Below are 25,479 nucleotides of genomic sequence, written 5' to 3' on the forward strand. Positions count from 1 at the left end.
GATGGACCGGCAGCTGGAGTTCTACCGCTGGCTGCAGTCGGACGAGGGTGCCATCGCCGGTGGTGCGACCAACAGCTGGCAGGGCCGGTACGCGACCCCACCGAGCGGCAAGTCGACCTTCTACGGCATGTACTACGACGAGAAGCCGGTGTACCACGACCCGCCGTCCAACCAGTGGTTCGGCTTCCAGGCATGGTCCATGGAACGCGTCGCCGAGCTGTACCAGCAGACCGGCAACGCCAAGGCCAAGACGGTCCTCGACAAGTGGGTCAAGTGGGCGCTGTCCGAGACCACGTTCAACCCGGACGGCACGTTCCGCATCCCCTCGACGCTGCAGTGGTCGGGCCAGCCCGACACCTGGAACGCGTCGAGCCCCGGCGCGAACCGCGGACTGCACGTCACCATCGCCGACTACACCAACGACGTCGGTGTGGCGGCCGCGTACGCCAAGACCCTGACGTACTACGCGGACCGCTCCGGTGACACCGAGGCCGCCGCGGCGGCGAAGAAGCTGCTGGACGGCATGTGGGACAACCACCAGGACGCCCTGGGCATCGCCGTTCCGGAGAACCGCGCGGACTACAACCGCTTCGACGACCCGGTGCACATCCCGAGCGGCTGGACGGGCACCATGCCGAACGGTGACGCGATCAACTCCTCGTCGACGTTCGACTCGATCCGCTCCTTCTACGAGGACGACCCGGCCTGGTCGAAGATCGAGAGCTATCTCGCGGGCGGCGCGGTGCCGTCGTTCACGTACCACCGGTTCTGGGCCCAGGCGGACATCGCCCTGGCCATGGGCTCGTACGCGGAACTCCTGGAGTAGCCCCTCGCCGAGGATCGCGTACGCGATCCCGTCGGAAGGGAGACGGGGTCACCCGGCTGGACGGTCCCCACCCGCACAGGGGGCCGTCCGGCTTCTTCGCACTTCGCTCTGGACGCCGGCTCCCATGGACCGAGCGGCGCGGCCCGACCTTTTGGGAGCGCTCCCAGTCCGGAACGCGTGCTCTCGGTACGTCCTGCTCGATCCCCCCATCCCTCCGACCCCACGAGTTCTTGGCCGATACAGCATGAGCCATGCGCATAATCCTCACGCCTGGTTCCACCGGCCCGTAAGATCGGTAACCTCGTGGGGAGGTGGTCATGGGCAGGCGACGCCCCGGCACGCCGACGTTGGAAGAGGTTGCCGCTCGCGCCGGGGTGGGGCGAGGCACGGTCTCGCGCGTCATCAACAACGCCACCGGAGTGAAGGAATCGACACGGCACGCCGTACAACGTGCCATCGAGGAACTGGGGTACGTCCCGAATCTCGCAGCCCGCTCTCTGGCCGGGCGCGGAACCGATGCTGTCGCCCTCGTCCTGACGGAGCCCGACTGGAGACTCTTCGCCGAGCCCTTCTTCTCGGAGATCGTGGGCTCGCTCGGGGACGCGCTGGCAGACACAGGAATGCAGTTGATGCTGACCCTGGTCCGCACGGGCGCCGAGCGGCAGCGCTTCCTCGAATACGCACGCGGTGGCCGGGTCGACGGAGTGTTGCTGATGTCCGTACACGCGGGAGATCCGCTGCCGGACATGCTGGCCGAGGCGCGGTTGCCGACCGTGATGCTCGGGCGCAGGTCGGGCGACGAGTACATCAGTTACGTGGACGCCGACAACGTGGGCGGTGCCCGCAGCGCCGTCTCCCACCTGCTGGCGAGGGGCCGCAGGTCGATCGCCACCATCACGGGTCCACTGGACATGTACGCCGCCCAATGCCGGTTGCGCGGCTACCAGGACGCCCTGGAGCTGGCGGGCTTGAAGTACCGACAGTCCATGGTCGTCGAGGGGGACTTCACGGAGGACAGCGGGCGCCGTGCCATGGCCGAACTGCTCCAACGGCACCCTGAACTCGACGGCGTCCTCGCCGCGTCGGACACCACGGCGGCGGGGGCCCTGCAGACGCTGCGTGAGGCGGGGCGACGAGTTCCCGATGACGTCGCCGTGATCGGCTTCGATGATTTTCCGCTCGCCCAGCGCACCGAGCCGCCCCTGACCACAGTCCGTCAGCCACTGGAGGACATCGGCCGGGCCATGATCCGCATCCTGCTGGAGGACATGGAGGAGCCGTCCGTGGCTTGGCGCCACGTCATTCTCCGTACGGAGCTCGTGGTCCGTACATCGTCCTGACCACCATCGGCGCTCGCCGGGCCACTCTGTCGATTGGGTTGAGCCACGAGGCGTGTTCGGTGCTGTCCGCCCGCGCGACCGTGCTGGTCGAGAGCTGACACGTCACTGCCCCGCTGTCGGCAACCCCCGTCGCCTGCCGACAGCTTGAACCGCTCGAGCCTCCATCAGACCCGGAGCGGTTCATGGTTCATGTGTCCAGCGACCCATTGGCACCGGCCGCCCCACCCGGGGCGCTCCGTCCAGACCGGGTCGGCGGCATGGATTCCGGGAAACACCCGGCAACCTTTTGGCCTCCCGCTGCCACTGAGAAGTGCACCACCGGCTCGATCTTCCGAAACGGACAGCACATGAACACACCAAGGCAGGCCGCGCGGCAGCGCAGACACAGACGCAGGCTCATCCTGGGCACCACGGTCGGGCTGACCGCCGTCAGCGTTCTCGCCTACCTGCTCCTGGGATCGTCGCCCGACCGCACCGCGGATGCAGGACCTGCCGCGGCTTCGCCCCGCGCCACCGCCCAGAAGAAGGCCGCCACCGCCACAGCCACCCCGAGCGCGACGGCGAGCCCGACCGGTTCCCCCAGCCCGAAGGCTTCCGCGACCACCACAACAGCAGCGCCGTCACCCAAAGCCAAAGACACCCCGCAGCCCTCACGAGAAGCGTCCACCACGGCGCCGTCAGCGGGACGGATCAAGCCCGGCACGACCTACCGGGGCGTGGCCACCGCCTACAAGGCCGGTGTCGGAGACGGCGCCTGCCTGTTCGGTCCGAGCCCCGACCTCATGGTCGCGGCCATGAACACCACCGACTACGAGACGTCCAGGGCGTGCGGCGCGTACGTGCTCGTCCGGGCGGCGAACGGCAAGTCGATCACGGTACGAATCACCAACGAATGCCCCCTGCCCTGCGCGCCCGGGCAGATCGACCTCAGTGAACAGGCCTTCGCCGAACTCGCCGACCTCAAGGTCGGCCGACTCCCCATCACCTGGAGCCTGGTCAGCCCGAGCACGGTCGGCACGATGTCCATCAGGTACAAGACCGGGTCCAGTCAATACTGGTGTGCCATCCAGGCGATCGGCCACAGAAACCCGATCAGTGGGCTGGAGGTCCGCGGCGCAGGCGGCTGGCGGAAACTGGCCCGCACCGCCTACAACTACTTCGTCTCCGCCGATGGCACCGGGTGCGGCGGCCCGATCAGAATCACCGACATCTACGGCGAACGGCTGACCGTCACCGGCCTCACGGTGCGGCCGAACGTCGTCCAGCCCACCCAGGTCCAGTTCGCCCGGCACTGAGCCCTCCGCCCGCCGGAAGCCACCAACAGTCCCCCCTGACGTCTTGATGGCATGGGCGACAGCCGCGCCGGGCGGCCGACCGTTCCGGACCGTGACGACGCAACGCGCCGCGCGGCGTACCGGGCGGCTGCACAGCGACGCTGTGCAGCCGCCACGGGGCCGGAATACGACCCGGCTCAGGACACCGGCTCGGGTACCGACGCGGGCTCTCTGTGCTTTGATACTGCTTTCTGCAGACGTGTGCCCTCGACGTCGAGGTCGGGCAGGATGCGGTCGAGCCAAGCGGGCAGCCACCAGGCGTGGCGTCCGGCAAGGGCGAGGACAGCCGGGACGAGGGTCATGCGGACGGCGAAGGCGTCGATGGCCACACCGACGGCCAGAGCGAAGGCGATGGGCTTGATCAGGGCGTCGTCGAGGGGGAAGAATCCGGCGAACACGGTGAACATGATCAGAGCGGCCGCGGTGACGACCCGCACGGTGTGCCGGACGCCGTCGATCACCGACCGGCGGGCCATACCGGTGGTGACCCACTCCTCGCGCATCCCGGAGACGAGGAACACCTCGTAGTCCATCGCCAGTCCGAAGAGCACGCCGATCAGGATGATCGGCAGGAAGCTGACGACGGGACCGGTGTGGGCCAGGCCGAGGGTGTTCGCCAGCCAGCCCCACTGGAACAGGGCGACGACCATGCCGAGCGAGGCGCCGACCGCCAGCAGGAATCCGACGGCAGCCTTGAGCGGGATCAGCAGCGAGCGGAACACCATGGTCAGCAGGATCAGACTCAGGCCGACGACGATCGCCATGAACGGCAGCAGGGAGTCGCTGAGCCGGTTGGAGACATCGATGTTGACGGCGGTCGTTCCGGTGACCGCGATCCTCGCTCCGGTCGCCTCGAGGATGTCCGGAGCCGCAGCCCGTATGTCCCGGACGAGGCGGCCGGTATGGGTGCTGTCGGGGCCGGTCTCGGGGATGACCTGGATGACGGTCTGCGAGGGGGCACGTGTGGGCACAGGAGGCAGTACCGCCCTGACCCCCTTGAGGTCCTGCAGCTTCCGCGCGGCCTGAGCACCGGCCTGCGCACCGGGCCCTTGGCCGGTCTCGGCAAGTACCAGGAGCGGGCCGTTGAAGCCGGGGCCGAACTTGTCGCCGACCACGTCGTACGCCTTGCGCTCGGTGGAACTCACCGGGGCCGAGCCGTTGTCCGGAAGGGCGAGACGCAGGTCCGCCCCCGGGAGGGCGAGCGCTACCAGGATGCCCGCGACGGCCAGAACGGTCAGCAGGGGCTTGGCGACGACCGCCTTCACCCAGCGGGCGCCCAGGGTGGCCCTTCCTTCGGATTCGCCGGAGTCGACGGCCCGCCGGGCCGCCTTGCTCCCCGGCTTGGGCGTCAGCCGGGCGCCGAGGAATCCGGTGAGAGCCGGAAGCAGGGTGATCGCGGCCAGGACGGCGACGAGGACGGCGCCTGCGGCACCGAGACCCATCACGGTCAGGAACGGGATGCCGATGACACTGAGGGCGGCGAGGGCGATGATCACCGTGCTGCCGGCGAAGACGACCGCGCTGCCGGCGGTGCCGTTGGCCAGCGCGATGGACTCCCGCGGATCGGTACCGCGGGCGAGCTGCTGGCGGTGGCGGGAGAGGATGAACAGGACATAGTCGATCCCCACGGCCAGACCGAGCATCAGCGCGAGCGTGACAGCCGTGGAGGAGATGCTGAACGCCGGGGTGAGCGCGAGCAGCCCGGTCAGTCCCACCGCCACACCCAGCAGCGCGGGCAGCAGCGACATGCCCGCGGCGAGCAGGGAACCGAACGTGACGACGAGGACGAGCAGGGCGACGCCGACGCCGATGATTTCCGACGGGCCGATGTGGACCCCTTTGCTGCCGTAGACGCTGCCGCCCACGAAGGTCCTGAGGCCCTTCCTCTCGGCCGTCTCGGCCGCCCGTTCGACCGCGTCCAGGGACGAGGCGCGCACCTCGGGCTGCTGCACCGAGTACTGCACCTGCACGATCGCGGTGGTCCGGTCGGCCGAGACGGCGCCGGAGGTGGTCGGGCCTATGACGGTGCTGACCTGGGGCGCCTTTGCTGCCGCCGCCTCGGCTCCGGCGATGGCCGCCGTATAGGGAGCCTCGGTGACGCGGCGGCCGTCGGGAACGGTGAAGACGATCTGGGCGGTGGCTCCTGATGCCTCGGGCAGCGACTTGCCGAGTCTGTCCAGGGCGCGCTGCGACTCGGTCCCCGGCACGGTGAAGCGGTCGTCGAGTTTGCCGCCGAAGAGACCGACGCAGGTGATGAGGGCGGCCAGGGCCGCGAGCCAGATGCCGAGCACCAGCCTGTGGTGGCGGTAGGCGCTTCGGCCCAGCCGGTGGAGCAGGACAGCCATGACGAACTCCCAAGTCGAGCGTTTTTCCGGACGCCTCGACACGGACGCCGGACGGGCAAGTGGGCGGGTCGGCTCACATGGCCGAGCGGTTGAGGGCGTGGAGGGGCGGTCCAGTGCCGAATGCCGTCTCGGAGCCTCCCAGGCAATCGACTTTATCACTCGCTCAAGTCGGATGAACAAGTCTTGCGCGTGATCCGGCTCGGCCCACCCTGCTCGGCCGGGGCCCACGGGACCGGTGAGATCAGCGCGGCCCAGGGCTGCGGGCCCGCAAGCGTGCTGTCGGTGTTGACGGGAGGCGGGTGAGTCGCATGGCCGGCGTGTCGGCCACCACGAGATCGGTGGGCGGCCGCAGATCAATGCCTATCCGCCGGCGCGTCATACCTGAGGCGTACCGGCGATCGGCGCCGAGTGGAACCCCGGTACCACTCGGGCGATCAAGTGTCCCCCGTGGTCCCAGAGTTCTGGCCGGCCGCGCTTCTAACGTCGACTGCGCAGGTCGCGGCGCTCGCCCGGCCGAGTCCGAGGGGAAAGGCCCACTCTCATGATCGAGGCCCGTGAGCTGACCAAACGGTACGGCGACAAGACCGTCGTCGATGCGTTGAGTTTCACCGTCAAGCCCGGTGAGGTCACCGGCTTCCTCGGCCCCAACGGTGCCGGCAAGTCCACCACCATGCGCATGATCGTCGGCCTGGACGCCCCCACCAGGGGTTCGGTCACCGTCAACGGCACGTCGTACGCGAAGCACACGGCACCGCTGCATGAGATCGGCACCCTGCTGGAGGCCAGGTCCGTCCACCCCGGTCGCAGCGCGTTCAACCATCTGATGGCGCTCGCGTACACGCACGGCATTCCGCGCCGCCGGGTCGACGAGGTCATCGAACTGGCCGGGCTGACCAGCGTGGCCGGCAAGCGGGTCGGAGCCTTCTCACTCGGCATGGGCCAGCGGCTCGGCATCGCGGCGGCCCTGCTCGGCGACCCCGCGATCGTCATGCTCGACGAGCCGGTCAACGGTCTCGACCCCGAGGGCGTGCTGTGGGTACGCAATCTGCTGCGCTCGCTGGCCGACGAGGGCCGGGCGGTCATGCTCTCCTCGCATCTGATGAGCGAGACGGCGATGATCGCCGATCACCTGGTGATCATCGGCCGTGGGCGGTTGCTCGCGGACACGACCGTCGACGACTTCACGCGGGAGGCGAGCGGAGGCGGCGTGAAGGTCGTCACCGCCGAGGCCGGCAGGCTGCGCTCGCTGCTGGCGGGCCCGGACGTGACGATCTCCTCCTCGTCCGCGGAGGAGCTCCTGGTCTCCGGACGCGACGCCCGGGAGATCGGGCGGATCGCGGCCGAGCACGGGGTGGCCTTGTACGAACTCACCCCGCAGGCCGTCTCGCTGGAGGCGGCGTTCATGGACCTCACCAGAGACGTCGTCGAGTACCAGAGCCATCCCGTCGAGACCGAGCGAAAGGCAGCCTGATGACGGTCACCGAACTTTCCCCCACTCGGGCGGGCACCCGGGTCTACAAGGTCACCGGTCCGCGGGTGCTGCGCGCGGAGTGGGCCAAGTTCTGGTCGCTGCGCTCCAGTTGGATCACCCTCACCGTCGCCGTGGTCCTGCTGATCGCCCTCGGCTCGATCGCCTCCGCCACCTACAGTCCCGACGCGGCCCCCCAGGACGGACCGCCCGGGCCCGGCTCCGGCGCGCAGGACGCGGTCAGCCTCGCCCTGCTCGGGGTGACCTTCGCGTCGCTGGCCGTAGGTGTGCTCGGCGTGCTGCTGTCGGCCGGCGAGTACACCACCGGCATGATCCGCTCCACCCTCACCGCCGTTCCCCGCCGCTTGCCCGTCCTGTGGTCCAAGGCCGCCGTGCTCGGTCCCGTCATCCTGGTCCTGACCACGCTCGGCGCCCTGGCCTCATTCCAGTTGGGCAGCCTGGGGCTGAGCGGCGAGAAGATCGCCCTGTCGCTGGGCGACGAGGGTGTGCTGCGCAGCCTGGCCGGTGCCGGCCTGTACCTCGCCCTGGTCGCCGTCGCAGGTGTGGCCCTGGGCGTGCTGCTGCGCTCCAGCGCCGGGGCGATCGCAGTCCTGGTCGGCGTCCTGCTCATCCTCCCTGGCCTGGCCTCCCTGCTGCCCGACTCCCTCTACGACAACATCAACCCCTACTTCCCCAGCAACGCGGGCTCGGCGATGTATACCCTGCACGAGTCCTCCGACGCCCTCTCCCCCGGAGTGGGACTCGCCGTCTTCGCCGGGTGGGTGGCCCTCGCCCTCGTCGGCTCCGCGTGGCGGCTCGTCAAGAGCGACGCCTGATCGGCGGTGCGAGACAGTGGGGTTCATGAGACAGGCCCCCGCGACCATCGCCCGGGGTACGGCCACCGCGCCGTCCCCCGGGCTCGCCGATGCCTGGGCACACCCGCTCCTGGGCCGGATACTGCGCGGTCGGAGCGCTCGACGCCGACTGGACCAGCGGCATCCGTGGGTGCTCGACACCGCGGTCGTCCTCGTCGTCGCCCTGCTCAGCCTCCCCGATCTGCTCTCCCGCAGCCGCCACGGCCCCTTGGGGGACACGACGGACCGCAGCCACCTGCCCACAGCGGTGCTGGTCGCCTTCGCCGTGGCAGTCGTCATACCACTGTGGTGGCGCCGCAGGAGACCGGTGATCACGTACGGGGTGATCTCCGCGGTGTTGCTGGCCCAGTGGTCGCTGGGGGTGTGGCCGCAGACCGGCATGGCCGCGCTCATCGCCCTCTACAGTCTTGCCCTGCACGGATCACTGCGCGCTCTGGGCTGGGCCGCCGCTCTCACCGCGGCCGAACTGTCCCTGGCGGTCGGGGTGCTGGCCCCTGTCGAGCACCCGTTCCTCGGTCTCTTCTTCCTGCTGGGCACGGCGACGGCGGCCATCGCCATCGGCCTGACGCTGCGGATCCGCCGCCTCTACCTCGCGGCACTGGAGGACCGGGCCACCCGCCTGGAGATCGAGCAGGACCAGCGCATCCGGCTCACCACCGCCGCCGAACGCACCCGCATCGCCCGCGAGATGCACGACATCGTCGGCCACAACCTCTCCGTCATGGTCAGCGTCGCCGACGGCGCCTCCACGCTCGCCACCAATCGCGGGGAGACGTCCGCCGACGCCCTGCGTATCCTCGCCGACACCGGCCGCCAGGCGATGAGCGAACTCCGGCGGGTTCTCGGTGTGCTGCGCGAGGAGCCGGGACACGAACAAGACGAACGGTTGCTCGGCCCGCAACCCGGCATCCGGGACCTCGACGCGTTGCTGACGCGCGTGCGAGCGGCGGGGCTGCCCGTGACCTACCGGACGACGGGCGACCTCGACGCCCTCGGCAGCGGCGTTCAGCTCACCGTGTACCGCATCGTCCAGGAAGCCCTCACCAACACCCTCAAACACGCCGGCCCGGGCGCCACGGCCGACGTCACCGTCACCAAGGACACCGACACCGTGCACATCAAGGTCGCCGACACCGGCGCCAACGCCGCCGGAGCGCGGTCCGGCGACGCCGGGCACGGCCTCGTCGGCATCCGCCAGCGGGCCGCCATGTATGGCGGCACCGTCACCCTCGGCCCGCCTGCCGCCGGCCACGGCTGGCTCGTCGACGTGGTCCTCGACGTCCCCCCGGGAGATCATCAGCCATGACCACCGTCCTCATCGCCGACGACCAGCCCCTGCAACGCATGGGCGTGCGCATGCTCTTGGAGGGCACCCCCGGCGTGACCCCGGTCGGTGAGGCGGCGCACGGCGCCGAGGCCGTCCGCATGGCCGCCGAGCTGCGCCCCGACGTCGTTCTCATGGACATCCGCATGCCCGGCATGGACGGCATCGAGGCCACCCGTCGCATCGTCGCCGGCGGCGGTCGCACCCGCGTCCTCATCGTCACCACCTTCGACCTCGACGAGTACGCCTACGAAGGCCTGCGCGCCGGCGCCGGCGGCTTCCTGCTCAAGGACGCCCGCCCCGAGGAACTCGTCGCAGGCATCCACGCGGTCGCCACCGGCGACGCCGTCGTCTCCCCCCGCCTCACCCGTCGCCTCCTGGACGCCTACACCCACCGGGTCCTGGCCCCTGCGGACAGCCCGCCCGCCGAGGACCCCCGCCTGAAGACCCTCACCGATCGCGAACGCGAAGTCCTCGTCGCCATCGGCAAGGGCTGGACCAACACCGAGATCGCCGAGCGCCTCGTTCTGACCGAATCCACCGTGAAGAAGCACGTCGGCCGCGTCCTCGCCAAGATCGGCGCCCGCGACCGCGTCCAGGCGGTCATCATGGCGTACGACTCCGGTCTGGTCAGAGCCAAGCCGTAGCCGGCCGATGTCTGCCGCGGGCCGGAGCGGACGTCGGCAACGGGAGTTCCTTGGCCGTGTCCCGGTCCTCGCTTCGGCGGCGGGACACTCCGGGCAGGCCGAGGTAGTCCTCGGCCTGCCCGGAGCAATGGCCGCGCGGGGAGTGCTCGCGCGTCTCAGACGACCATCCACTGCTGGTTCGCGCCGGAGGTGCAGGCCGACTGTTCCGTGGGCGCCCCGTTGGCGGTCGACGCCCCTGCGACCTGGAGGCACTTACCGCTGTTGACGTTCGTGAAGGTGACGTAGCCGCCGATCACCGGGGTCCTCGTCCACAGTTGGTGCGGGGCCCCGGTGCAGGTCGACTGGACGGCCATCGCTCCCTCGGCGGTGGAGGCGCCGGAGATCTGCAGGCACTTGCCGCTGTTGACATTGACGAGTCGGTAGTTGGAGCCGACGGCGGTGGGCACCCACTGCTGATTGGCCCCGGAGTTGCAGTTGCCGGAATTCACCGCCGCTCCGTCCGCGGTGCTCAGGCCCCAGACATCCGCGCACTTGCCACTGTTCCGGTTGAGCAGGTGGTTGTTCGCGGCGCCGAGCGGACCGGCGATGACCGGCCAGCCGTTCTGGAAGGTCACCTGTCGGATGTCGAGGGTCTCCCGCCCGGAGTTGTCGCCGTCGTAGTAGTGGTAGGCCAGGTACTTGGACGTGCCGTCGTCGTAGGCGTCGGCGCCACCGGCGGCCACCCTCGGGTAGGCACCGGTGAGGACGGTGGTCCCGCCGCTCGAGGCCATGTCCGTGCCGTTCTGGTCGAGGTATGGCCCCGTGATGCTGGTGGACCGGCCGACGACGGTGTAGTACGTGCTGCCGGTCCCGCTGCAGCAGAGGCCCTTGGAGCCGAACAGGTAGTAGTAACCGCCGTTGAGAATGATCGTCGGGTTCTCGATGTCGACGGCGATACGCCAGAGGTTGTGGTCGGTGGTGGAGAGCTTGCCCGTGGACTGGTCCAGGACGTGCATATACGTGCCGGAGCCGGTCCAGGAACCCCAGGAGATGTAGAGGCGACCGTCGGGGCCCCAGTCGACGTTGGGGTCGATCGGGTAGTTCACGTCCGTGACCATGCCCTGGTCGGTCCAGGGCCCCTCGATGTTCGTGGCGGTGGCGAGGCCCATCACGGCGTAGTTCGTGCCCCAGCGTGAACCGGCGTAGTACAGGTGGTACTTGCCGTTGAACTGCTTGATGTCCGGGGCCCAGATGTTCGGCGGGGTGGAGCCGAGCTTCTCGGTGATCCAGGAAGGAGCCGATTCCCAGACGTTCCCCACCTTTGTCCATCCGGACGCCGCGGTGCCGCCGCACGTCTTGCGGATGGTGATGGATCCGCTGGGGTTGAGCGGGTCGTTCTCGAACCCGGTGGAGAACCCGTAGTGGCAACTGCCCACCTTGATGACGCTCGGGTCGTGCATGCGGGTGTCGCCGCTGAGCGCCTGTGCCGGGGCAGCGCTGATCAGGCCGAGGAGGGCAAGGAGGGCGGACAGGACCGCGGCGAGTGCGGGCCGGCCGCGTCTTGCGCGGGTCCGGTGAGGCGGCCCGGGGTGATGGTGGACGCGCATGCGAGACTCCTTCGTATCGCTGTGGAGGGGCAGGGATCACCCCCCTTGGGTTCCGTCCGCTTCGGTCCGGCTGGAGCCGCCACCGAGGGTTCCTGCCTGTCCGCTCAGCCCTTCACCGCTCCGGCGGTCATGCCCGACACGATCTGCCGGTTGAAGAACAGGAACATGATCAGCGGCGGGATCGTGATGAGCAGGATGTCCATGAAGAGCAGGTTGTAGCTGGTGCTGTACTGGCTCTGGAAGGTGAACAGGGTCAGCTGCACGGTGGCGTTCTGCTCTCCTGGCAGGAAGTACAGGGGGTTGGTGAAGTCGTTGAAGACCGCCACCGACTGCACGACGATCACCGTCACGATCACCGACCGCAGTGTCGGGAAGATGATCCGGAAGAACAGCCGAAGCGGCGATGCCCCGTCGATGATGGCCGCCTCGTCGAGCTCGCGCGGGATGGTGGCGATGAAGGCGCGGAACAGCAGGATCGAGAAGGACAGCCCGAACGCGATCTCCACGAGGATCAGCCCGGGGAGGGTGCCGAAGAGGCCGGCCTTCTGCAGGACCCAGATCGTCGGCACCACCGCCGGCGGGATGATCAGCCCGGACAGGACCAGGAAGTTGATCAGTCCCGTCCACCGGGTGACCCGCCGCTGGAGGACGAAGGCGACCATCGCCCCGAACACGACCATGGCCGTCACGCTGGCGACGGTCAGGATCACGCTGTTGATGAAGGCGATGATGAGGATGTAGTCCCGGGCCTGCACCACCTGGACGAGGTTGTCCACCAGTTGGAAGCTGCGCGGCCAGGAGAAGTCGAGCTGAGCGGCTTGCTGGGGGTCTTTCACGGCCGTGAGCACGATGAACGCGAACGGGACGACGAAGACGACGACGCTGACGGCGACCGACAGGATGCCGAGCCATGTACGGGCGGGGCTCTTCATCGCTCGACCTCCTTGCGGGCCAGGAAGCGGGACAACGGGACGATGATCGCCGTCACGACCAGGAAGAGGATGACGTTTCCGGCGGTCGACAGGCCGTAGAAGCCCGCCTGGTACTGCTTGTAGATGACGGAGGCGACCACGTCGGAGCTGAAGCCGGGACCGCCGCGGGTCATGGCCCAGATGAGGTCGAAGGACCGCAGGCCGCCGATGAGCGACAGGATGATGACCGTCGATGTCGCCGGCCAGCTCAGCGGCAGGATGACGTTGCGGAACAGCTGCCACGGACCGGCTCCGTCGATCTTCGCCGCCTCGTAGTAGTCGTTCGGGATGGACACGATTCCGGCGATGTAGATGACGGTGGCCAGGCCCACCCCCTTCCAGACGTCGACGAGAGCCACCGAAAGCAGCGCCAGCGACGGGTCCGTCAGCCATCCGGGGCCGTCGATGCCGATGGCTGCCAGTGCCTTGTTGATCACGCCGTAGGAGGGATCCATGAACGCGGTGAAGGTGATACCGACGCCCACAGTGCTGACCAGCACCGGGAAGAACACCACTGAGCGCAGATAGCCGCGGGCGCGGATCTGGCTGGTCAGCAGGATCCCCAGGAGAAGGCCGAGGACGACCTTGAGGCCCGAGGTGACGACCGCGTAAATGAAGGTGTTGACGAAGCCCTTGACGAGGGCGGGTTCCTGGAAGAACTCGACGAAGTTGTCCAGCCCGATGAAGGTCGACTTGAAGATGGTCCACCGGGTCAGGCTGAAGTAGAACGACGCGAAGGTCGGGGCCAGGAACAGCGTCCCGTAGATCACCGCCGCCGGCAGATAGAACCAGGTGGGGTAGGCGCTGCGCATCCCGCCGGACCGGCGCTTCCTGGTCGTCGCCGTCGGCGGCTTGGCCGTCGGTGGCCTGGTCGGTGCAACTGTGGTCATCGGTCGACCTCTCTCGGGTGCCTCCCCGCATCCCTGCCGGGGCCGGGGAGGCACTGACTTCCGGTTGCTACCAGCCCGCCAGACCGAGCTGCTGAGCCTGCTTCTTGACGTCCTTGTCGTACTGGGCCGCTCCCGTCCTGGCCCCCGTGATGCCGGAGCCGACCTGGACGGAGATCTGCTCCAGGCTCGGGCCCTTGACCGGCGAGAGGAACTCGAGGGCCGGGCTCTGGGCGTCCTTCGTGAAGTAGGCCGCGACATCCTTGGTGATCGTGGGAACGTCCGACGGCAGGGTGCAGCCCTCGACCAGGTACGGACCGGTCGGCGTCGACGCCTTCGCCTGGGATGCGCAGCCGGCCGGGCTCGCCGCGAACGCGAGGAACTTGTTGACCGCGGTGAGCTTGTCCCCGCTGGTGGACTTCGGAACGTAGAAGGCGTTCGGGAACCACGCCGTCATGCCGTTGGAGGCGGCGTCGTCTCCGGGCAGCGCGAAGAAGCCGATGTCGTTGAGCTGGTCCGGGTTGCTGGTCCTGATCGCGCCTATGACGGTGGAGAGCATCGGGTACTGGGCACCCTTGCCGGTGGCCAGCATCTGCAGGCCCTTGACGAGGGTGGCCGAGGCGAAGTCGGAGTTCGTCAGCTTCAGGTCGTGGATCTGCTCCAGGTGCTCGAAGCCCTTGACCGCGTTCGCGTCGGTCGCGAACTTCACCTTGTTGGCGGTGTACTTCTCGGCGAAGTCCGGCTCTGCGGCGGCCACGTTGTGGAAGTCGCCCAGGACGAGGAGCTGGGATGTCCAGGTGTCCTGGTAGGTCTGGATCACTGGAGCGATGCCGGCGGCCTTGATCTTCTTGCTGTTGTCGATGAACTGCGCCCAGGTCGTCGGAACCTTGAGGCCGAGCTCGGAGTACACCTTCTTGTTGTAGAGGACGCCGCCGCCCAGAGCCGAGCCGAAGGGGACGCCGTAGGTCTGCTCGTTGACCGTGACCTGCGGGAGGAAGGACTTGTCGAGGTTCTTGACGTACGGGTCCCGGGTGATCGGCGTGAGGTTCTTCGCCGGGTCGATCTGCTGGAACAGCGAACCGGTGTTGTAAGTGAAGATGTCGGTCATGCTGCCTGTCTGCAGCCGCGTCTTGATGAGGTTGTCGCCGTCGGCTCCGCCGGGACGCGTCTCCACACTGACCCTGATCGTCGGGTTCCCGGCCGCGAAGTCCTTGGCCAGCTGCTTGGCGGCGTTGAGGTTGTCGGGCGCGTTGTCGACGAGCAGCTTGATCGTCGTCGCGCCGCCGTCCCCGTCGGCCGAGCCGAGAGAGCCGGCGCTGCAGGCGCTGAGCAGGAGCGGCAGGGCGGCGGCTGCGGCGGCGGCCGCCCGTCTCCTGGCGCGAGTGGTTGACCTCATGGGGTGATCCTTCATTCGGGGGTGAATCGTTTCAATCATTCGGGCGTGCCACTCACGACAGCGACGCGACATCTGCGGGCCCCCGACAGACGCCGGCACGGCCGATCAGACCCTCGAAGCCGCCGCCCGCTCCCCACACCGGGTCACTATCGACTCAGGCCGACGTGAGGGGCGCAGCAGCAGGACGGCCGGTGGAGCCCCGCCTCCCGGGCGGCTTCCGACACGATCAAGGAGGCCGACAGCAGTTGGTCAGCGGCTTCTGGCCCCTCTGGTCGCGATCAACGGCTTCTGACACCCTGGGCAACCCGGATGTACAGCGGCCCAGCAACGGCGGCCCCTGGCATGCGATTCCTTTCGTGTAACGTTCCACGAAGCGATGCCCCAAAGATTGAGGCGAACAGACCGGGGCCGTCAAGCCATCCGCGAGTAACGTTCCGGAAACACCACAAGGGCGAGTGCATGGCAACAGAGGGTCCGATGCAACCGGCAGCCGGCTCGAGAAGAGTCACCATCACCGACGTCGCGCGCAACGCGGGCGTGTCCACCTCCGCGGTGTCGAAGGTCCTGCGCAACGCCTACGGGGTGAGCCCGGCGATGCGGGAGCGGGTACAGGCGGCCATGACCGAGCTGGGCTACCGCCCGCACGCGGCCGCCCGAGGTATGCGAGGCAGCACCTACACGATCGGGGTTCTGCTCGCGAGCATCCGCAATCCCTTCTACGCCGACCTCCTGGAAGGGGTGGACGCACAGCTGCGGAGTACCGAATACGCGCTGTTCATCGGCTCCAGCGTCTCCTCGGAGATGGAGGATCAGACCAAGCTGATCCATGCGATGGTGGACCGGCAGATGGACGGCCTGATCCTGATCGCGCCCGCCGTGCCCCGTTCGGAGGTGGTGCGCATCGCGACCGAGGTGCCGACGGTGGTGATCGGCCACCATGACCCCTCGTCGGCGTACGACTGCGTCGTCAACCAGGACGGGGCCGGCGTCGACCTCGTCATCGACCACCTGGTCGGCCTCGGGCACCGGGACATCGCCCACATCTCGCATCCGACCGTGCGCGGCAGCCAGTGGGAGCAGCGGCCCGAGCACCACGTCCGGGCCGCCTACCATGCCGCCATGACCCGCCACGGCCTGGCGGACCTGGCCCGGGTGGTGCAATCCGGGTACTCGGACGAGGGGGGCTACCGCGGCGCGATGGAACTGCTCGCCTCCGCCTGCCCGCCCACCGCGATCTTCGCCGGGGCGGACGTCGCCGCGACCGGTGTCTTCAGGGCCGCGGTCGAGCTCGACCTGCGTGTCCCCGACGACCTCTCGATCGCCGGATACAACAACACCTCCATCGCCGCCCTCGCCCCGGTGAGCCTGACCAGCGTCGACCAGGCGGGCGCCATGATGGGCGAGACCGCGGCCCGGCTGCTGCTGGAGCGCATCGAGAAGCGACGTGACCGCGCGGTCGTCATGGCCTCGACACCGCACCTGGTGGCGCGCGGCAGCACGGCACCACCCCCCGCCTGACCGACAGACACGGCCCCTGGCGGCGCGGCGGGCAGCACCATGCCGGCCGGGCGCCGGACCACCGACGGAACGGCGGACGTCCGCCCGCCCGCGGGAGATTTGCCTGCTGCCCCTCTTGACGCGGCGAACATCTCCCCCTCAGGGTTGAGTCGTTTCAAAAGTAGAACGTTGCACACAACAGGGAGCGAGGCGGCTATGAGCCCTGAGCGTCCGGAACCCGGCACAACGGTGGGCGCGGTCCGCTTCGAGCACCGGGAGGACCCCCTCGGCGTCGGCACCCCCGAGCCCCGCCTGTCCTGGCAGGTCCGCACAGCCGACCCCGCCTGGCGGCAGACGGCCTACGAGGTGGAGTTGGACGGTGCCACGACGGCACGGGTCGAGTCGGCCGAACAGGTGCTGGTGTCCTGGCCCTTCGCGCCACTGCCCTCGCGCACCCGGGCGAGCGTCCGGATCCGGGTGGCTTCCGGGACACGGTGGAGCGACTGGAGCGCGCCCGTCGCCGTGGAGACCGGGCTGCTGGGCCCTGACGACTGGACGGCCCACTTCATCACGCCCCGACGCCACGGAGCCCTGGACGCACCCGCCCCGGAGCTCGTACGGGCGGTCGTGCTGCGGGCGGACGTGGTCTCGGCTCGCCTCTACGTCACCGCTCACGGTGTCTACACCGCGTCCTTGAACGGAGGCCGGGTCGGCGACGAGGTCCTCGCCCCTGGCTGGACCAGCTACCGTCACCGGCTGCGGTACCAGACCCATGACGTCACCACGCTGCTCAAGGAAGGCGAGAACACGCTGTCGATCGTGCTCGGCAACGGCTGGTACCGCGGCCGCCTCGGCTGGTGGGGTGCCCGCGCCCTGTACGGAGACCGACTGGCCCTGCTCGCGCAACTGGAAGTCCGCTACGCCGACGGTTCGGCGGAGGTCGTCGGCACCGACGGGGAGTGGCGAGCCCGGGACACCGGCATCGTCGCCGACGATCTTTACCAGGGGCAGCGCACCGACCTGCGCTTCACTCCGGGTGCAGCCGACGGCCCGGTGGACGTGCTGTCCGACGAGGAGGCGGACCTCGCGCGGCTCGTCGCGCCGGAGGGACCGCCCGTCCGCGCCATCGAGGTACTGCCGGCCCTTGAGGTCTGGCAGTCGCCGTCCGGCCGTACCCTCGTCGACTTCGGCCAGAACGTCGTCGGCTGGGTCCGGCTGCGCCTGCGCGACACCGTGGCCGGCACGGAGGTCACCGTCCGGCATGCGGAGGTTCTGGAGAACGAGGAGCTGTGCACCAGGCCGCTGCGCACGGCCGACGCCACCGACACCTACCTCTTGGCCGACAGCGCGGAGACAGACCTCGAACCCTCGCTGACGTTTCACGGATTCCGGTACGCCGAGGTCACCGGCGTCACCGACCTGAAAGCGGAGGACCTGCGGGCCGTGGTCGTCGGCAGCGACCTGCGCCGCACGGGCTGGTTCTCCTGCTCGGACCGGGATCTGGAGCAGTTCCACGAGAACGTCGTCCGCGGCACGCGGGGCAATTTCCTGGACGTACCGACCGACTGCCCGCAGCGCGACGAGCGGCTCGGCTGGACCGGCGACATCCAGGTCTTCTCCCCCACCGCCGCCTTCCTCTACGACACCGCGGGCTTCCTGTCCTCCTGGCTCGCCGACCTCGCCGCCGAGCAGCACCCCGACGGCGCGGTGCCGTGGGTGATCCCCGACATCCTGGACGACGCGGCTCCGACCGCGGCGGCCTGGGGCGACGCGGCACCGGTGGTGCCCTGGGTGCTGTACGAGCGGTACGCCGACCGCGGCGTCCTTGAGCGGCAGTACCCGAGCGCCCGCGCATGGGTCGACAAGATCGCCTCGCTCACCACCGACGGCGTGTGGGCGGGCGGCTTCCAGTTCGGCGACTGGCTCGACCCGACCGCGCCGCCCGACGACCCGTTCGCCGCCCGCACGCCCGCGGACGTCGTCGCCACCGCGTGCCTGGTCCGGTGCGCCGACATCGTCGCCCGCACCGCGGAGGTACTGGGCCGCTCCGAAGAGGCCGCACGGTACTCCGCGCTCGCCGAGCGGACCCGGGAGGCATTCGCCCGGACCTTCGTCACCCCGGCGGGCCGGATCCTGGGCGACTCACCGACCGGCTACGCCATGGCCCTGCAATGGAACCTGCTGCCGACTTCCCGATATCGCGCCGTGGCCGGCCACCGGCTCGCCGACCTCGTCCGCACGAACGGCTTCAGGATCGCCACCGGATTCGTCGGCACCCCGCTGATGACCGACGCCCTCACCTCCGCCGGGCACCCGGACCTCGCCCACCGGCTGCTGCAGGAGAAAGGCTGCCCCTCCTGGCTGTATCCCGTGACGATGGGCGCCACCACCGTCTGGGAACGCTGGGACAGCATGCTGCCCGACGGCACGGTCAATCCCGGCCAAATGACCTCCTTCAACCACTACGCCCTCGGAGCCGTCGCCGACTGGATGCACCGAGCCGTGGCCGGGCTGGCCCCGGCCACACCCGGCTACCGCGAAATCCGCGTGCGCCCGCTCCCGCACTGGTCGCTCACCCACGCCACGGCCGTGCATCTGACCCCGTACGGCGAGGCGTCGGTGAGCTGGCGGCGTGAGCACAGCCGCTTCCACCTGCAGGTCGTCGTACCCGTGGGCGCACGGGCCACCGTCCACCTGCCCGGTTCCGAGCAGCCCCCGGAGGAGGTGGCCCACGGCACGCACTCCTGGATCACCGACGATCCCTGCCCCGCGCCGACACCGTCCGAGGTGGTCACTGTGCGGAACCTGATCGACGACCCCCGGCTCTGGGGGCGCACGGCCGGTGCTCTGGCCCGGCACGGTCTGGGCAGCGACCCGGCACAACTGGCCCGGCGACTGGGCCCCTTCCTGGACCTGCCTGCCCGTCGACTGCCCTCGCTGTTGAACAGGGTCCTCTTCGAGGACGGCGGCGCGGGCGCGGCTGCCGAGCTCGAAGCACTACTGAACGGCGGAACGGACTGACGACCGCACATGCTGCAGCGGCATCAGGTCCTGATGGGATCTCAGGTGACGCTCATCGCCCGCCGTCATGGTGACGGCGGCAAAGGCGTGGCGGCCAAGGCCCGCAGCGCGGCGACCGGTTTGCGCAGTCCGTAGGCGACCACCGTCGACGTTCCGTCTGCACGGGTCCAGGTCAGCAGTGCGCGTCCGTCGGCCACGCTGCCCTGCACTGTGGTGGGTTCGCCAAGGAGCGGCAGACGACCGACGATCTTGACGGTGAGACCGGCGACCTCGGTCCAGAAGTAGTCGTCCTGCGCTGGTCCCGGCGCAGCGAGGCCGAGGGCGGAGGCCGCCGCGGTCCTGCCCTGGGCGACGGCGTTGGACCAGAAGGGCGCACGCCGGTCGGGTCGTGTGCCGTCGCCGCGGAGGTAGGTGACGTCGCCGGCGGCGAACACGCCGGGCACGGTGGTGGCGCAGGCATGGTCGATGCCGACGCCGAGGCGGTCGGCGAGGTTCGTCCCTGCCAGCCAGCCGACGCTGGGTACTTCTCCGGCGCAGGTGACCACCAGATCCGCGGTGAGCTCGGTGCCGTCCGGGAGCGCCACGCCGCTGACGGGGTCGCCGGTCAGGGTGGCGAAGCCGGTGGCCTGTATGAAGCGGATGCCGTACGCCGCGGCGCGTGCGGTGATCTCGGCGGACAGATGGTCGCCGAGGATGCGTTCCAGCGGGCGGTCGGCGTCCACGACGGTGACCGGGATGCCGCGGGCGGCACAGGCGCTGGCCACCTCCATGCCCAGGAAGCCGGCGCCGACCACGATCGCCGACCCGGCGTCCGCCAACCGGGCACGGAGTCGGCGGGCGTCGTCGAGGGTGCGCAGGACGAGTTCGCCCCGCTGCCCGGGGGCGGCGAGGCGGCGGGCGCCCGCGCCGGTGGCGATGATCAGCGCGTCGTAGCCGACCTGGCGCCCGTCGCCGGTGGTGACGGTGCGGTGCCGGGTGTCGGCGGCGACGGCGGGCGAGCGGATGACGTCGGCGTCCAGTCCGTCGAGGGCCAGGCCGAGGGTGTCGTCGGCGGCCGGGTCTTTCAGGACGGCTTTGGACAGGGGCGGGCGCGAGTAGGCGCCGAGTTCCTCTGCACCGATGATCGTGAGGGGCCCGGTGTGGCCGAGGGTGCGCAGGTGCCGAGCGGCGGTGGTGCCGGCGAGTGACTCTCCGACGACGAGTACCGAGCGCGGTGCGGTCACGACAGGACTCGCAGGGCGGCGACCGGGCAGGCGTTGACGGCCGCGCGGGCGGCGAGCTGATGCTCCTCGGGGACGTCGGTGCCCTCGAAGTGGTAGGTGAGTTCGGCGTCGTCGTCCAGGCTGAAGATGTCGGGGGCCTGGTCGGCACATAGGCCGTGGCCTTCGCAGCGTGGATGGTCGACGGAGATCTTCATGGTGCTGTCCTCAGCTGTCCTCGAACGGGCGAGCGGCGGGGTTCAGGCGGGGATGAGTTCGAGAGGCAGGCTCTCGAGGCGGTGGATGATGTTGTTCAGGGCCCACTCGGGTGTCCCGGCCACCTCGATGCGGTCGACGCGTTCGACCAGGGCACGGAGCATCGCCGAGGTCTCCATGCGGGCCAGGCCCTGGCCGGCGCAGCCGTGGGTGCCCTGCCCGAAGCCGAGTTGGCGGGCGGCGTCGCGGCGGATGTCGAAGGTGTCCGGGTCGTCCCACTCCAGCGGGTCGCGGTTGGCGGAGCCGTAGAGGACCAGCACCCGGGAGCCCTTGGACAGGGGGATGCCCGCCAGTTCCGTGTCGCGGGCGGCGATACGGGAGAAGGCGCGGATCGGGGACGCGTAGCGGACGACCTCGTTGACCGCTTTCGGGACCAGGTCGGGGTCCGCCTTCAGCAGGCGCCACTGTTCGGGGTGAGTGGCGAACAGGTGCAGGGCACTGGAGATGGCACTGATGGTGGTGTCCAGGGACGGCGCCAGGTAGTCGATCATCATGGTGGCGCACTCGGCGGGCATGATCCGGCCCTCGTCGGCGGCGCGCAGCAGGTCGTGGCCCATGCTGCCGTCCAGCACGGACCGGTCGCGTACGACACCGCGCGCGTAGCGCAGCATGCCGAGGGACGCGGGGAGGGTGCGCGCCGCCTGGCGATTGAACGGACCCAGGGCATCGAAGGTGGCGCCGGCCCAGCGCAGCAGGTGCTCGCGGCCCTGCTCGGGCCAGCCGACCAGGTCGGGGACGACCGACATGGGCAGCGCCGTGGCGACCTCCACCGCATCCACCGTCCGGCGGGCTACGGCTGCCGCGACCACGGCTGCGGCCTGCTTCTCGACCGTCTCCTGCATCGTGCGCAGCGCCCTGGGGGTGAGGCGGTGCGCGAGGAGGGAGCGGCGGCGGGCGTGCTCCTCGCCGTCACTGAACAGCGTGGTGCCCTGGCCCACGCGGTTGGCGACGGGGTTCAGGCCGACGCCCCCCGAGGAGACGAAGGTCTCGTCGTCCAGCAGCACCTGCTTGCATTCGGCGTAGCGCGGCAGGGCGTAGACCTTGTGCTTGCTCAGCCGGACCACGGGGCCGAGGTCACGCAGCGCGGCGTAGTGCGGATACGTGTCGCGGATGGCCGAGGCCGAGTACAGATCGGGGTGGTAGACGGGGATCTGCGTACGCATGGGCATGAAGAGCCCTCCTGAGTGAACCGTGCGAAAGCGAGGGTCAGGACAAGGCGTGCGGGGCGGGCTGGTCCGTGGATGACTGACGGGAGCGCAGCCTCGGCGAACTCCCGTTCCTTGGCCCGTTGTCCAGACGGGCGCCGTCAGCGCAACAACTCGCGATGATGAAATAGTCAGGCTTGATGGAATGCGCCGTCAAGGGTTACGGCAGAGAAAAATGATGAAGTCATCAGGGTTGCGGCAGGGCAGGACGGCTGAGCGAGGAGAAGCACTTCGGGGCCGGCCGGGCATGACGCGTTCCCCAGACGAAGCCGTGTTCGGGAACGCCGAACGGGAAGCCCGTGAGCCGCCGGGCGTCGACAGCCTCCCGCTCGATGCGGCGCGCCCCCGGGCTGTCAGCCGGCCGTGATCGCCACCCCGGCGTACGCCACCGCCGTCAGGGCCAGTACGGCGGCGGGCAGGGCCCGCACGGGCGGGTCGCCTTGGCGCAGGTGCACCACCGCGGCAGCCACCATGAGCAGAGCCAGCCCGGCAGCGGCGGCCACGCCGAGCGGGGCCGAAGCCAGACCGAGCAGCAGCCCGGCGGCCCCGGCGAGCTCCAGCGTGCCGATGATTCGGTAGAGGCCCGTTGACATGCCGACGTGCGCGGCCGCCTCACGCATGAACGGCACGGCCGCGACCTTCGCCAACCCGAGAGGGAGGAAGACCAGGGACAGCGCGACGGCGAGGATGGTCTGTGCGGTCGTCATGCCGATCGGTCCTTGCGTGCCGCGCCCAGACGGGCGTAGTGGTCGATGAGGTCGGGAGCATCCACGGCGGCCAGGTTGACGACCTGTTCGACCGGGGCGCCCTGAAGGAGGCGTTTGACCGGGACTTCGAGTTTCTTGCCGGTGCGGGTGTGCGGGATGCCCGGCACTTCGATGATCTCGTCGGGGACGTGGCGGGGTGAGGCGCCGGTCCGGATGGCGTCGCGGATCCTGTCGCGGAGGGCGTCGTCCAGGATCACCCCTGCGGCGGGAACGACGAAGAGCGGCATCCAGTAGCCGCCGTCGGCTTCCTCGGCCCCGATGACGAGGGCTTCGGTGATCTCCGGGAGGCGTTCGACGACGTCGTGGATGTCGGCGCTGCCCAGGCGGACGCCGTTGCGGTTGAGCGTGGAGTCGGAGCGGCCGTGGACGATCACCGAGCCATGGGAGGTGAGGGTGATCCAGTCGCCGTGCCGCCACACACCGGGGTAGAAGGAGAAGTAGGCGTCGCGGTAGCGGGTGCCGTCGGGGTCGTTCCAGAAATACAGCGGCATCGACGGCATCGGGCGGGTGACGACCAGCTCGCCGACCCGGTCCACGACCGGGAAGCCCTCGGCGTCATAGGCGGCCAGCGCCACACCCAGGTGAGGCGCGGACAACTGTCCCGCCCAGACGGGTGTGTTGGGCGCGCCGCCCGCGAAGCCGGAGACGACGTCGGTGCCGCCGCTGATGGAGGCAAGCAGTACGCGGTGGCCGACGTGGTCACGGACCCAGGGGTAGGCGGAGGCAGGCAGGGCGGAGCCGGTGCATCCGACCACACGGATCGAGGACAGGTCGTGGACGGACGGGTCGATGCCGAACTTCTCCATGCCGAGCAGATACTGGGGGCTGGTGCCGAAGACGGTCACCCGGTGACGCGCGGCCAGCTCCCACAGGACGTCGGGCTTCGCGAGGGGCGCCGGGCTGCCGTCGTAGGTGCAGGTCGTGGCACCGGTCAGCAACGTCGAGGCGACGAGATTCCACATCATCCAGTGCGTGGTGGTGTACCACAGGAGGCGGTCGCCGGAGCCCAGGTCGGAGTGCAGGCCCAGAGTCTTGAGATGCTCCAGCAGGACACCGCCGTGGCCGTGCACGATGCCCTTGGGCAGGCCGGTGGTGCCGGAGGAGAACACGACCCACAGGGGGTGGTCGAACGGCACCGGCACGCAGGTGGGTTCCTCGGTGCGGGTGGAGGCGTCCTCCCACGGGACGATCAAGGACGGGTACGCCCGCGACGGCCACGGCAGGCCCACATGGTCCACCAGCAGCGTGGCCTTCAACGACGGCAGGGCACTGGCGAGTTCGAGGACGGCGTCGCGGCGGTCGTGGGCGGTCCCGTTGAAGAGGTAGCCGTCGGCGGCGACCAGGACGGTCGGCTCCAGCTGGGCGAACCGGTCGGCTGCCGCCTTGGGGGCATAATCCTGCCCGCACACCGACCACACGGCACCCAGGCTCGCGGCGGCCAGGAACGCGACGATCGCATGCGGCGTGTTGGGCAGGTAGCCGACGACCCGGCCACCCTTGTCGACGCCCAGGTCGCGCAGGGTGGCGGCGACGGAGGCCACCTGGGCGCGCAGGTGGCCGGCGGTCACCTCGTAGCAGGAGCCGGTCTCGTCGAGGGCGATGACCGCCACAGCGTCGTCGGCCAGGTTCCGCAGCGCGTGGTGCGCGTAGTTGAGGGTGGCGCCCGGGAACCAACGCGCGCCGGGCATCCGGTCCTCCGCCAGGACCTTCTCGTAGGGGGTGTCCGCGTCGATGTCGAAGTACTCCCACACCCGACCCCAGAAGCCCTCCAGATCGGTGACCGACCAGCGATGCAGGGTGGCGTAGTCGGAGCCGGGCATCCCGACGTGGCGGGCGAAGTCCATGATGTTGCTGTCCGCGACGGCCCGCGGATCGGGCGTCGTGAAAGGTTCGAGCACGGTCATCGGGCGGCGCTCCTCAGCAGGCTGTTGTCGATGGTCCGTTGGCGTGGCAGGGGGCTGCGGGTGGTGTGCAGGAGGGATGCCCAGGCGGCGGTGTCCGTGAAGTCGCGGGCCCCTGCCGGGACGACGTCCATGACGACGCGGTCGGGGCGCAGCAGTACGGCGTCCGCCCGGCCCGCGCGCAGCCAGGCGGCGAGGGTGCCGTCGTCGCCGAGTTCGGTCACGGGGACCGCGAGTACGCCGAGGCCGCGGGCGAGCGCGGTCAGCGAAGGCCCGGGTTCGGTGGCGGTCAGAACGGTGAAGGAGTCTCCCAGCACCTCGTCGAGGCGGACCCGCCGGCCCTCGGAGATGATCCACGGTTGCGGGCAATGGGTGCCCACCAGCCTCCTGCGGAGGCGGCGTCGGACGAGGGGGCCGGTGGTCAGCGGCGGGCTGAGATCGCGGCCCGCCAGTTCGGTCAGGCCGGGGAGGTGGCAGGCCGCGGCCAGGAGTCTTCGGCGGAGTGCGGCGGCACTGTCCTGGCCGCCGGTCATGGCCCAGCCCATGGCCACCGCGAGCCGGATCACATGCCGGGCGTGCGGCTTGCGTTCACTCTCGTAGGTGTCCAACATCCG

Annotated in this window: 19 protein-coding genes and 1 pseudogene; 9 read left to right on the top strand and 11 right to left on the bottom strand. The window is 69.8% G+C overall.

Features of this window, described 5'->3' with window-relative positions; translation table 11 throughout:
- The 3 genes from ADK65_RS29595 to ADK65_RS29605 all read left to right on the top strand — a co-directional run.
- A partial coding sequence (locus ADK65_RS29595; protein ID WP_053674060.1) for a glycoside hydrolase family 48 protein occupies positions 1-826 on the top strand: 826 nt, incomplete at its 5' end.
- Between the two features lie 317 nt (positions 827-1,143).
- Positions 1,144-2,166 (top strand): LacI family DNA-binding transcriptional regulator, encoded by a 1,023-nt coding sequence (locus ADK65_RS29600; protein WP_053674061.1) that lies wholly within the window; start codon positions 1,144-1,146, stop codon positions 2,164-2,166.
- 347 nt (positions 2,167-2,513) lie between these two features.
- Positions 2,514-3,461, top strand: a complete 948-nt coding sequence (locus tag ADK65_RS29605) for an expansin EXLX1 family cellulose-binding protein (RefSeq protein ID WP_053674062.1) — start codon at positions 2,514-2,516, stop codon at positions 3,459-3,461.
- Positions 3,462-3,637: 176 nt separating this feature from the next.
- Here the strand turns inward: ADK65_RS29605 and ADK65_RS29610 are convergent, their stop codons facing one another.
- Positions 3,638-5,845 (bottom strand): MMPL family transporter, encoded by a 2,208-nt coding sequence (locus tag ADK65_RS29610; RefSeq protein ID WP_053674063.1) that lies wholly within the window; start codon positions 5,843-5,845, stop codon positions 3,638-3,640.
- A gap of 541 nt (positions 5,846-6,386) precedes the next feature.
- Here ADK65_RS29610 and ADK65_RS29615 point away from each other — a divergent pair.
- From ADK65_RS29615 to ADK65_RS29630, 4 genes are read left to right on the top strand one after another with little or no spacing between them, the layout of a single operon-like run.
- Positions 6,387-7,316 (top strand): ABC transporter ATP-binding protein, encoded by a 930-nt coding sequence (locus ADK65_RS29615; protein WP_053674064.1) that lies wholly within the window; start codon positions 6,387-6,389, stop codon positions 7,314-7,316.
- Positions 7,316-8,149, top strand: a complete 834-nt coding sequence (locus ADK65_RS29620; RefSeq protein WP_053674065.1) for an ABC transporter permease — start codon at positions 7,316-7,318, stop codon at positions 8,147-8,149. Before ADK65_RS29615 ends, ADK65_RS29620 begins: the two co-directional genes overlap by 1 nt.
- 25 nt (positions 8,150-8,174) lie before the next feature.
- A complete protein-coding gene (locus tag ADK65_RS29625) occupies positions 8,175-9,494 on the top strand; it encodes a sensor histidine kinase (RefSeq protein ID WP_053674066.1) in 1,320 nt (439 codons plus the stop codon).
- Positions 9,491-10,159, top strand: a complete 669-nt coding sequence (locus ADK65_RS29630; protein WP_053674067.1) for a response regulator — start codon at positions 9,491-9,493, stop codon at positions 10,157-10,159. Before ADK65_RS29625 ends, ADK65_RS29630 begins: the two co-directional genes overlap by 4 nt.
- Positions 10,160-10,314: 155 nt before the next feature.
- On the opposite strand, the gene ADK65_RS29635 is transcribed toward ADK65_RS29630, so the two are convergent.
- The 4 genes from ADK65_RS29635 to ADK65_RS29650 form a co-directional block, all read right to left on the bottom strand.
- A complete protein-coding gene (locus tag ADK65_RS29635; protein WP_053674068.1) occupies positions 10,315-11,745 on the bottom strand; it encodes a family 43 glycosylhydrolase in 1,431 nt (476 codons plus the stop codon).
- Between the two features lie 104 nt (positions 11,746-11,849).
- Entirely contained in the window at positions 11,850-12,677 is an 828-nt protein-coding gene (locus tag ADK65_RS29640) for a carbohydrate ABC transporter permease (RefSeq protein ID WP_053674069.1), read from the bottom strand.
- A complete protein-coding gene (locus ADK65_RS29645; protein WP_053674070.1) occupies positions 12,674-13,606 on the bottom strand; it encodes a carbohydrate ABC transporter permease in 933 nt (310 codons plus the stop codon). The genes ADK65_RS29640 and ADK65_RS29645 overlap by 4 nt, the downstream gene beginning before the upstream one ends.
- Positions 13,607-13,673: 67 nt before the next feature.
- Positions 13,674-14,999: an ABC transporter substrate-binding protein gene (locus ADK65_RS29650; RefSeq protein WP_053674071.1), complete on the bottom strand. Its 1,326-nt coding sequence runs from the start codon at positions 14,997-14,999 to the stop codon at positions 13,674-13,676.
- A gap of 477 nt (positions 15,000-15,476) precedes the next feature.
- Between ADK65_RS29650 and ADK65_RS29655 the strand changes: the two genes are divergently transcribed.
- Together ADK65_RS29655 and ADK65_RS29660 are read left to right on the top strand one after the other, a co-directional pair.
- Entirely contained in the window at positions 15,477-16,517 is a 1,041-nt protein-coding gene (locus ADK65_RS29655) for a LacI family DNA-binding transcriptional regulator (RefSeq protein ID WP_053674072.1), read from the top strand.
- A gap of 195 nt (positions 16,518-16,712) precedes the next feature.
- Positions 16,713-19,517, top strand: a complete 2,805-nt coding sequence (locus ADK65_RS29660) for a glycoside hydrolase family 78 protein (protein WP_053674073.1) — start codon at positions 16,713-16,715, stop codon at positions 19,515-19,517.
- Between the two features lie 65 nt (positions 19,518-19,582).
- Here the strand turns inward: ADK65_RS29660 and ADK65_RS29665 are convergent, their stop codons facing one another.
- The 6 genes and pseudogenes from ADK65_RS29665 to ADK65_RS29690 form a co-directional block, all read right to left on the bottom strand.
- Positions 19,583-20,740, bottom strand: coding sequence for an NAD(P)/FAD-dependent oxidoreductase (locus tag ADK65_RS29665; protein ID WP_053674074.1), 1,158 nt, complete (start codon positions 20,738-20,740; stop codon positions 19,583-19,585).
- Entirely contained in the window at positions 20,737-20,934 is a 198-nt protein-coding gene (locus ADK65_RS29670) for a ferredoxin (RefSeq protein ID WP_031119287.1), read from the bottom strand. Before ADK65_RS29670 ends, ADK65_RS29665 begins: the two co-directional genes overlap by 4 nt.
- Before the next feature lie 42 nt (positions 20,935-20,976).
- A complete protein-coding gene (locus tag ADK65_RS29675) occupies positions 20,977-22,161 on the bottom strand; it encodes a cytochrome P450 (RefSeq protein WP_053674075.1) in 1,185 nt (394 codons plus the stop codon).
- Between the two features lie 389 nt (positions 22,162-22,550).
- Complete coding sequence (locus ADK65_RS29680) at positions 22,551-22,904, bottom strand: DoxX family protein (RefSeq protein WP_053674076.1); 354 nt, start codon at positions 22,902-22,904, stop codon at positions 22,551-22,553.
- Complete coding sequence (locus tag ADK65_RS29685) at positions 22,901-24,868, bottom strand: acetoacetate--CoA ligase (RefSeq protein WP_053674077.1); 1,968 nt, start codon at positions 24,866-24,868, stop codon at positions 22,901-22,903. Before ADK65_RS29685 ends, ADK65_RS29680 begins: the two co-directional genes overlap by 4 nt.
- Positions 24,865-25,479, bottom strand: a pseudogene (locus tag ADK65_RS29690) (3-(3-hydroxyphenyl)propionate hydroxylase); the annotation flags it as partial. The gene ADK65_RS29685 and the pseudogene ADK65_RS29690, both read right to left, overlap by 4 nt.

Source organism: Streptomyces sp. NRRL B-1140, assembly GCF_001280065.1.
Classification (GTDB): domain Bacteria; phylum Actinomycetota; class Actinomycetes; order Streptomycetales; family Streptomycetaceae; genus Streptomyces.

Excerpts from the sequence above, each read along its gene's own strand:
- ADK65_RS29645 (WP_053674070.1), bottom strand. The coding sequence starts at position 13,606 with ATGACCACAGTTGCACCGACCAGGCCACCGACGGCCAAGCCGCCGACG.
- ADK65_RS29615 (WP_053674064.1), top strand. The coding sequence starts at position 6,387 with ATGATCGAGGCCCGTGAGCTGACCAAACGGTACGGCGACAAGACCGTC.
- ADK65_RS29635 (WP_053674068.1), bottom strand. The coding sequence starts at position 11,745 with ATGCGCGTCCACCATCACCCCGGGCCGCCTCACCGGACCCGCGCAAGA.
- ADK65_RS29685 (WP_053674077.1), bottom strand. The coding sequence starts at position 24,868 with ATGACCGTGCTCGAACCTTTCACGACGCCCGATCCGCGGGCCGTCGCG.
- ADK65_RS29680 (WP_053674076.1), bottom strand. The coding sequence starts at position 22,904 with ATGACGACCGCACAGACCATCCTCGCCGTCGCGCTGTCCCTGGTCTTC.
- ADK65_RS29610 (WP_053674063.1), bottom strand. The coding sequence starts at position 5,845 with ATGGCTGTCCTGCTCCACCGGCTGGGCCGAAGCGCCTACCGCCACCAC.
- ADK65_RS29670 (WP_031119287.1), bottom strand. The coding sequence starts at position 20,934 with ATGAAGATCTCCGTCGACCATCCACGCTGCGAAGGCCACGGCCTATGT.
- ADK65_RS29630 (WP_053674067.1), top strand. The coding sequence starts at position 9,491 with ATGACCACCGTCCTCATCGCCGACGACCAGCCCCTGCAACGCATGGGC.
- ADK65_RS29620 (WP_053674065.1), top strand. The coding sequence starts at position 7,316 with ATGACGGTCACCGAACTTTCCCCCACTCGGGCGGGCACCCGGGTCTAC.
- ADK65_RS29660 (WP_053674073.1), top strand. The coding sequence starts at position 16,713 with ATGAGCCCTGAGCGTCCGGAACCCGGCACAACGGTGGGCGCGGTCCGC.
- ADK65_RS29605 (WP_053674062.1), top strand. The coding sequence starts at position 2,514 with ATGAACACACCAAGGCAGGCCGCGCGGCAGCGCAGACACAGACGCAGG.
- ADK65_RS29655 (WP_053674072.1), top strand. The coding sequence starts at position 15,477 with ATGCAACCGGCAGCCGGCTCGAGAAGAGTCACCATCACCGACGTCGCG.
- ADK65_RS29650 (WP_053674071.1), bottom strand. The coding sequence starts at position 14,999 with ATGAGGTCAACCACTCGCGCCAGGAGACGGGCGGCCGCCGCCGCAGCC.
- ADK65_RS29640 (WP_053674069.1), bottom strand. The coding sequence starts at position 12,677 with ATGAAGAGCCCCGCCCGTACATGGCTCGGCATCCTGTCGGTCGCCGTC.
- ADK65_RS29600 (WP_053674061.1), top strand. The coding sequence starts at position 1,144 with ATGGGCAGGCGACGCCCCGGCACGCCGACGTTGGAAGAGGTTGCCGCT.
- ADK65_RS29675 (WP_053674075.1), bottom strand. The coding sequence starts at position 22,161 with ATGCCCATGCGTACGCAGATCCCCGTCTACCACCCCGATCTGTACTCG.
- ADK65_RS29625 (WP_053674066.1), top strand. The coding sequence starts at position 8,175 with ATGAGACAGGCCCCCGCGACCATCGCCCGGGGTACGGCCACCGCGCCG.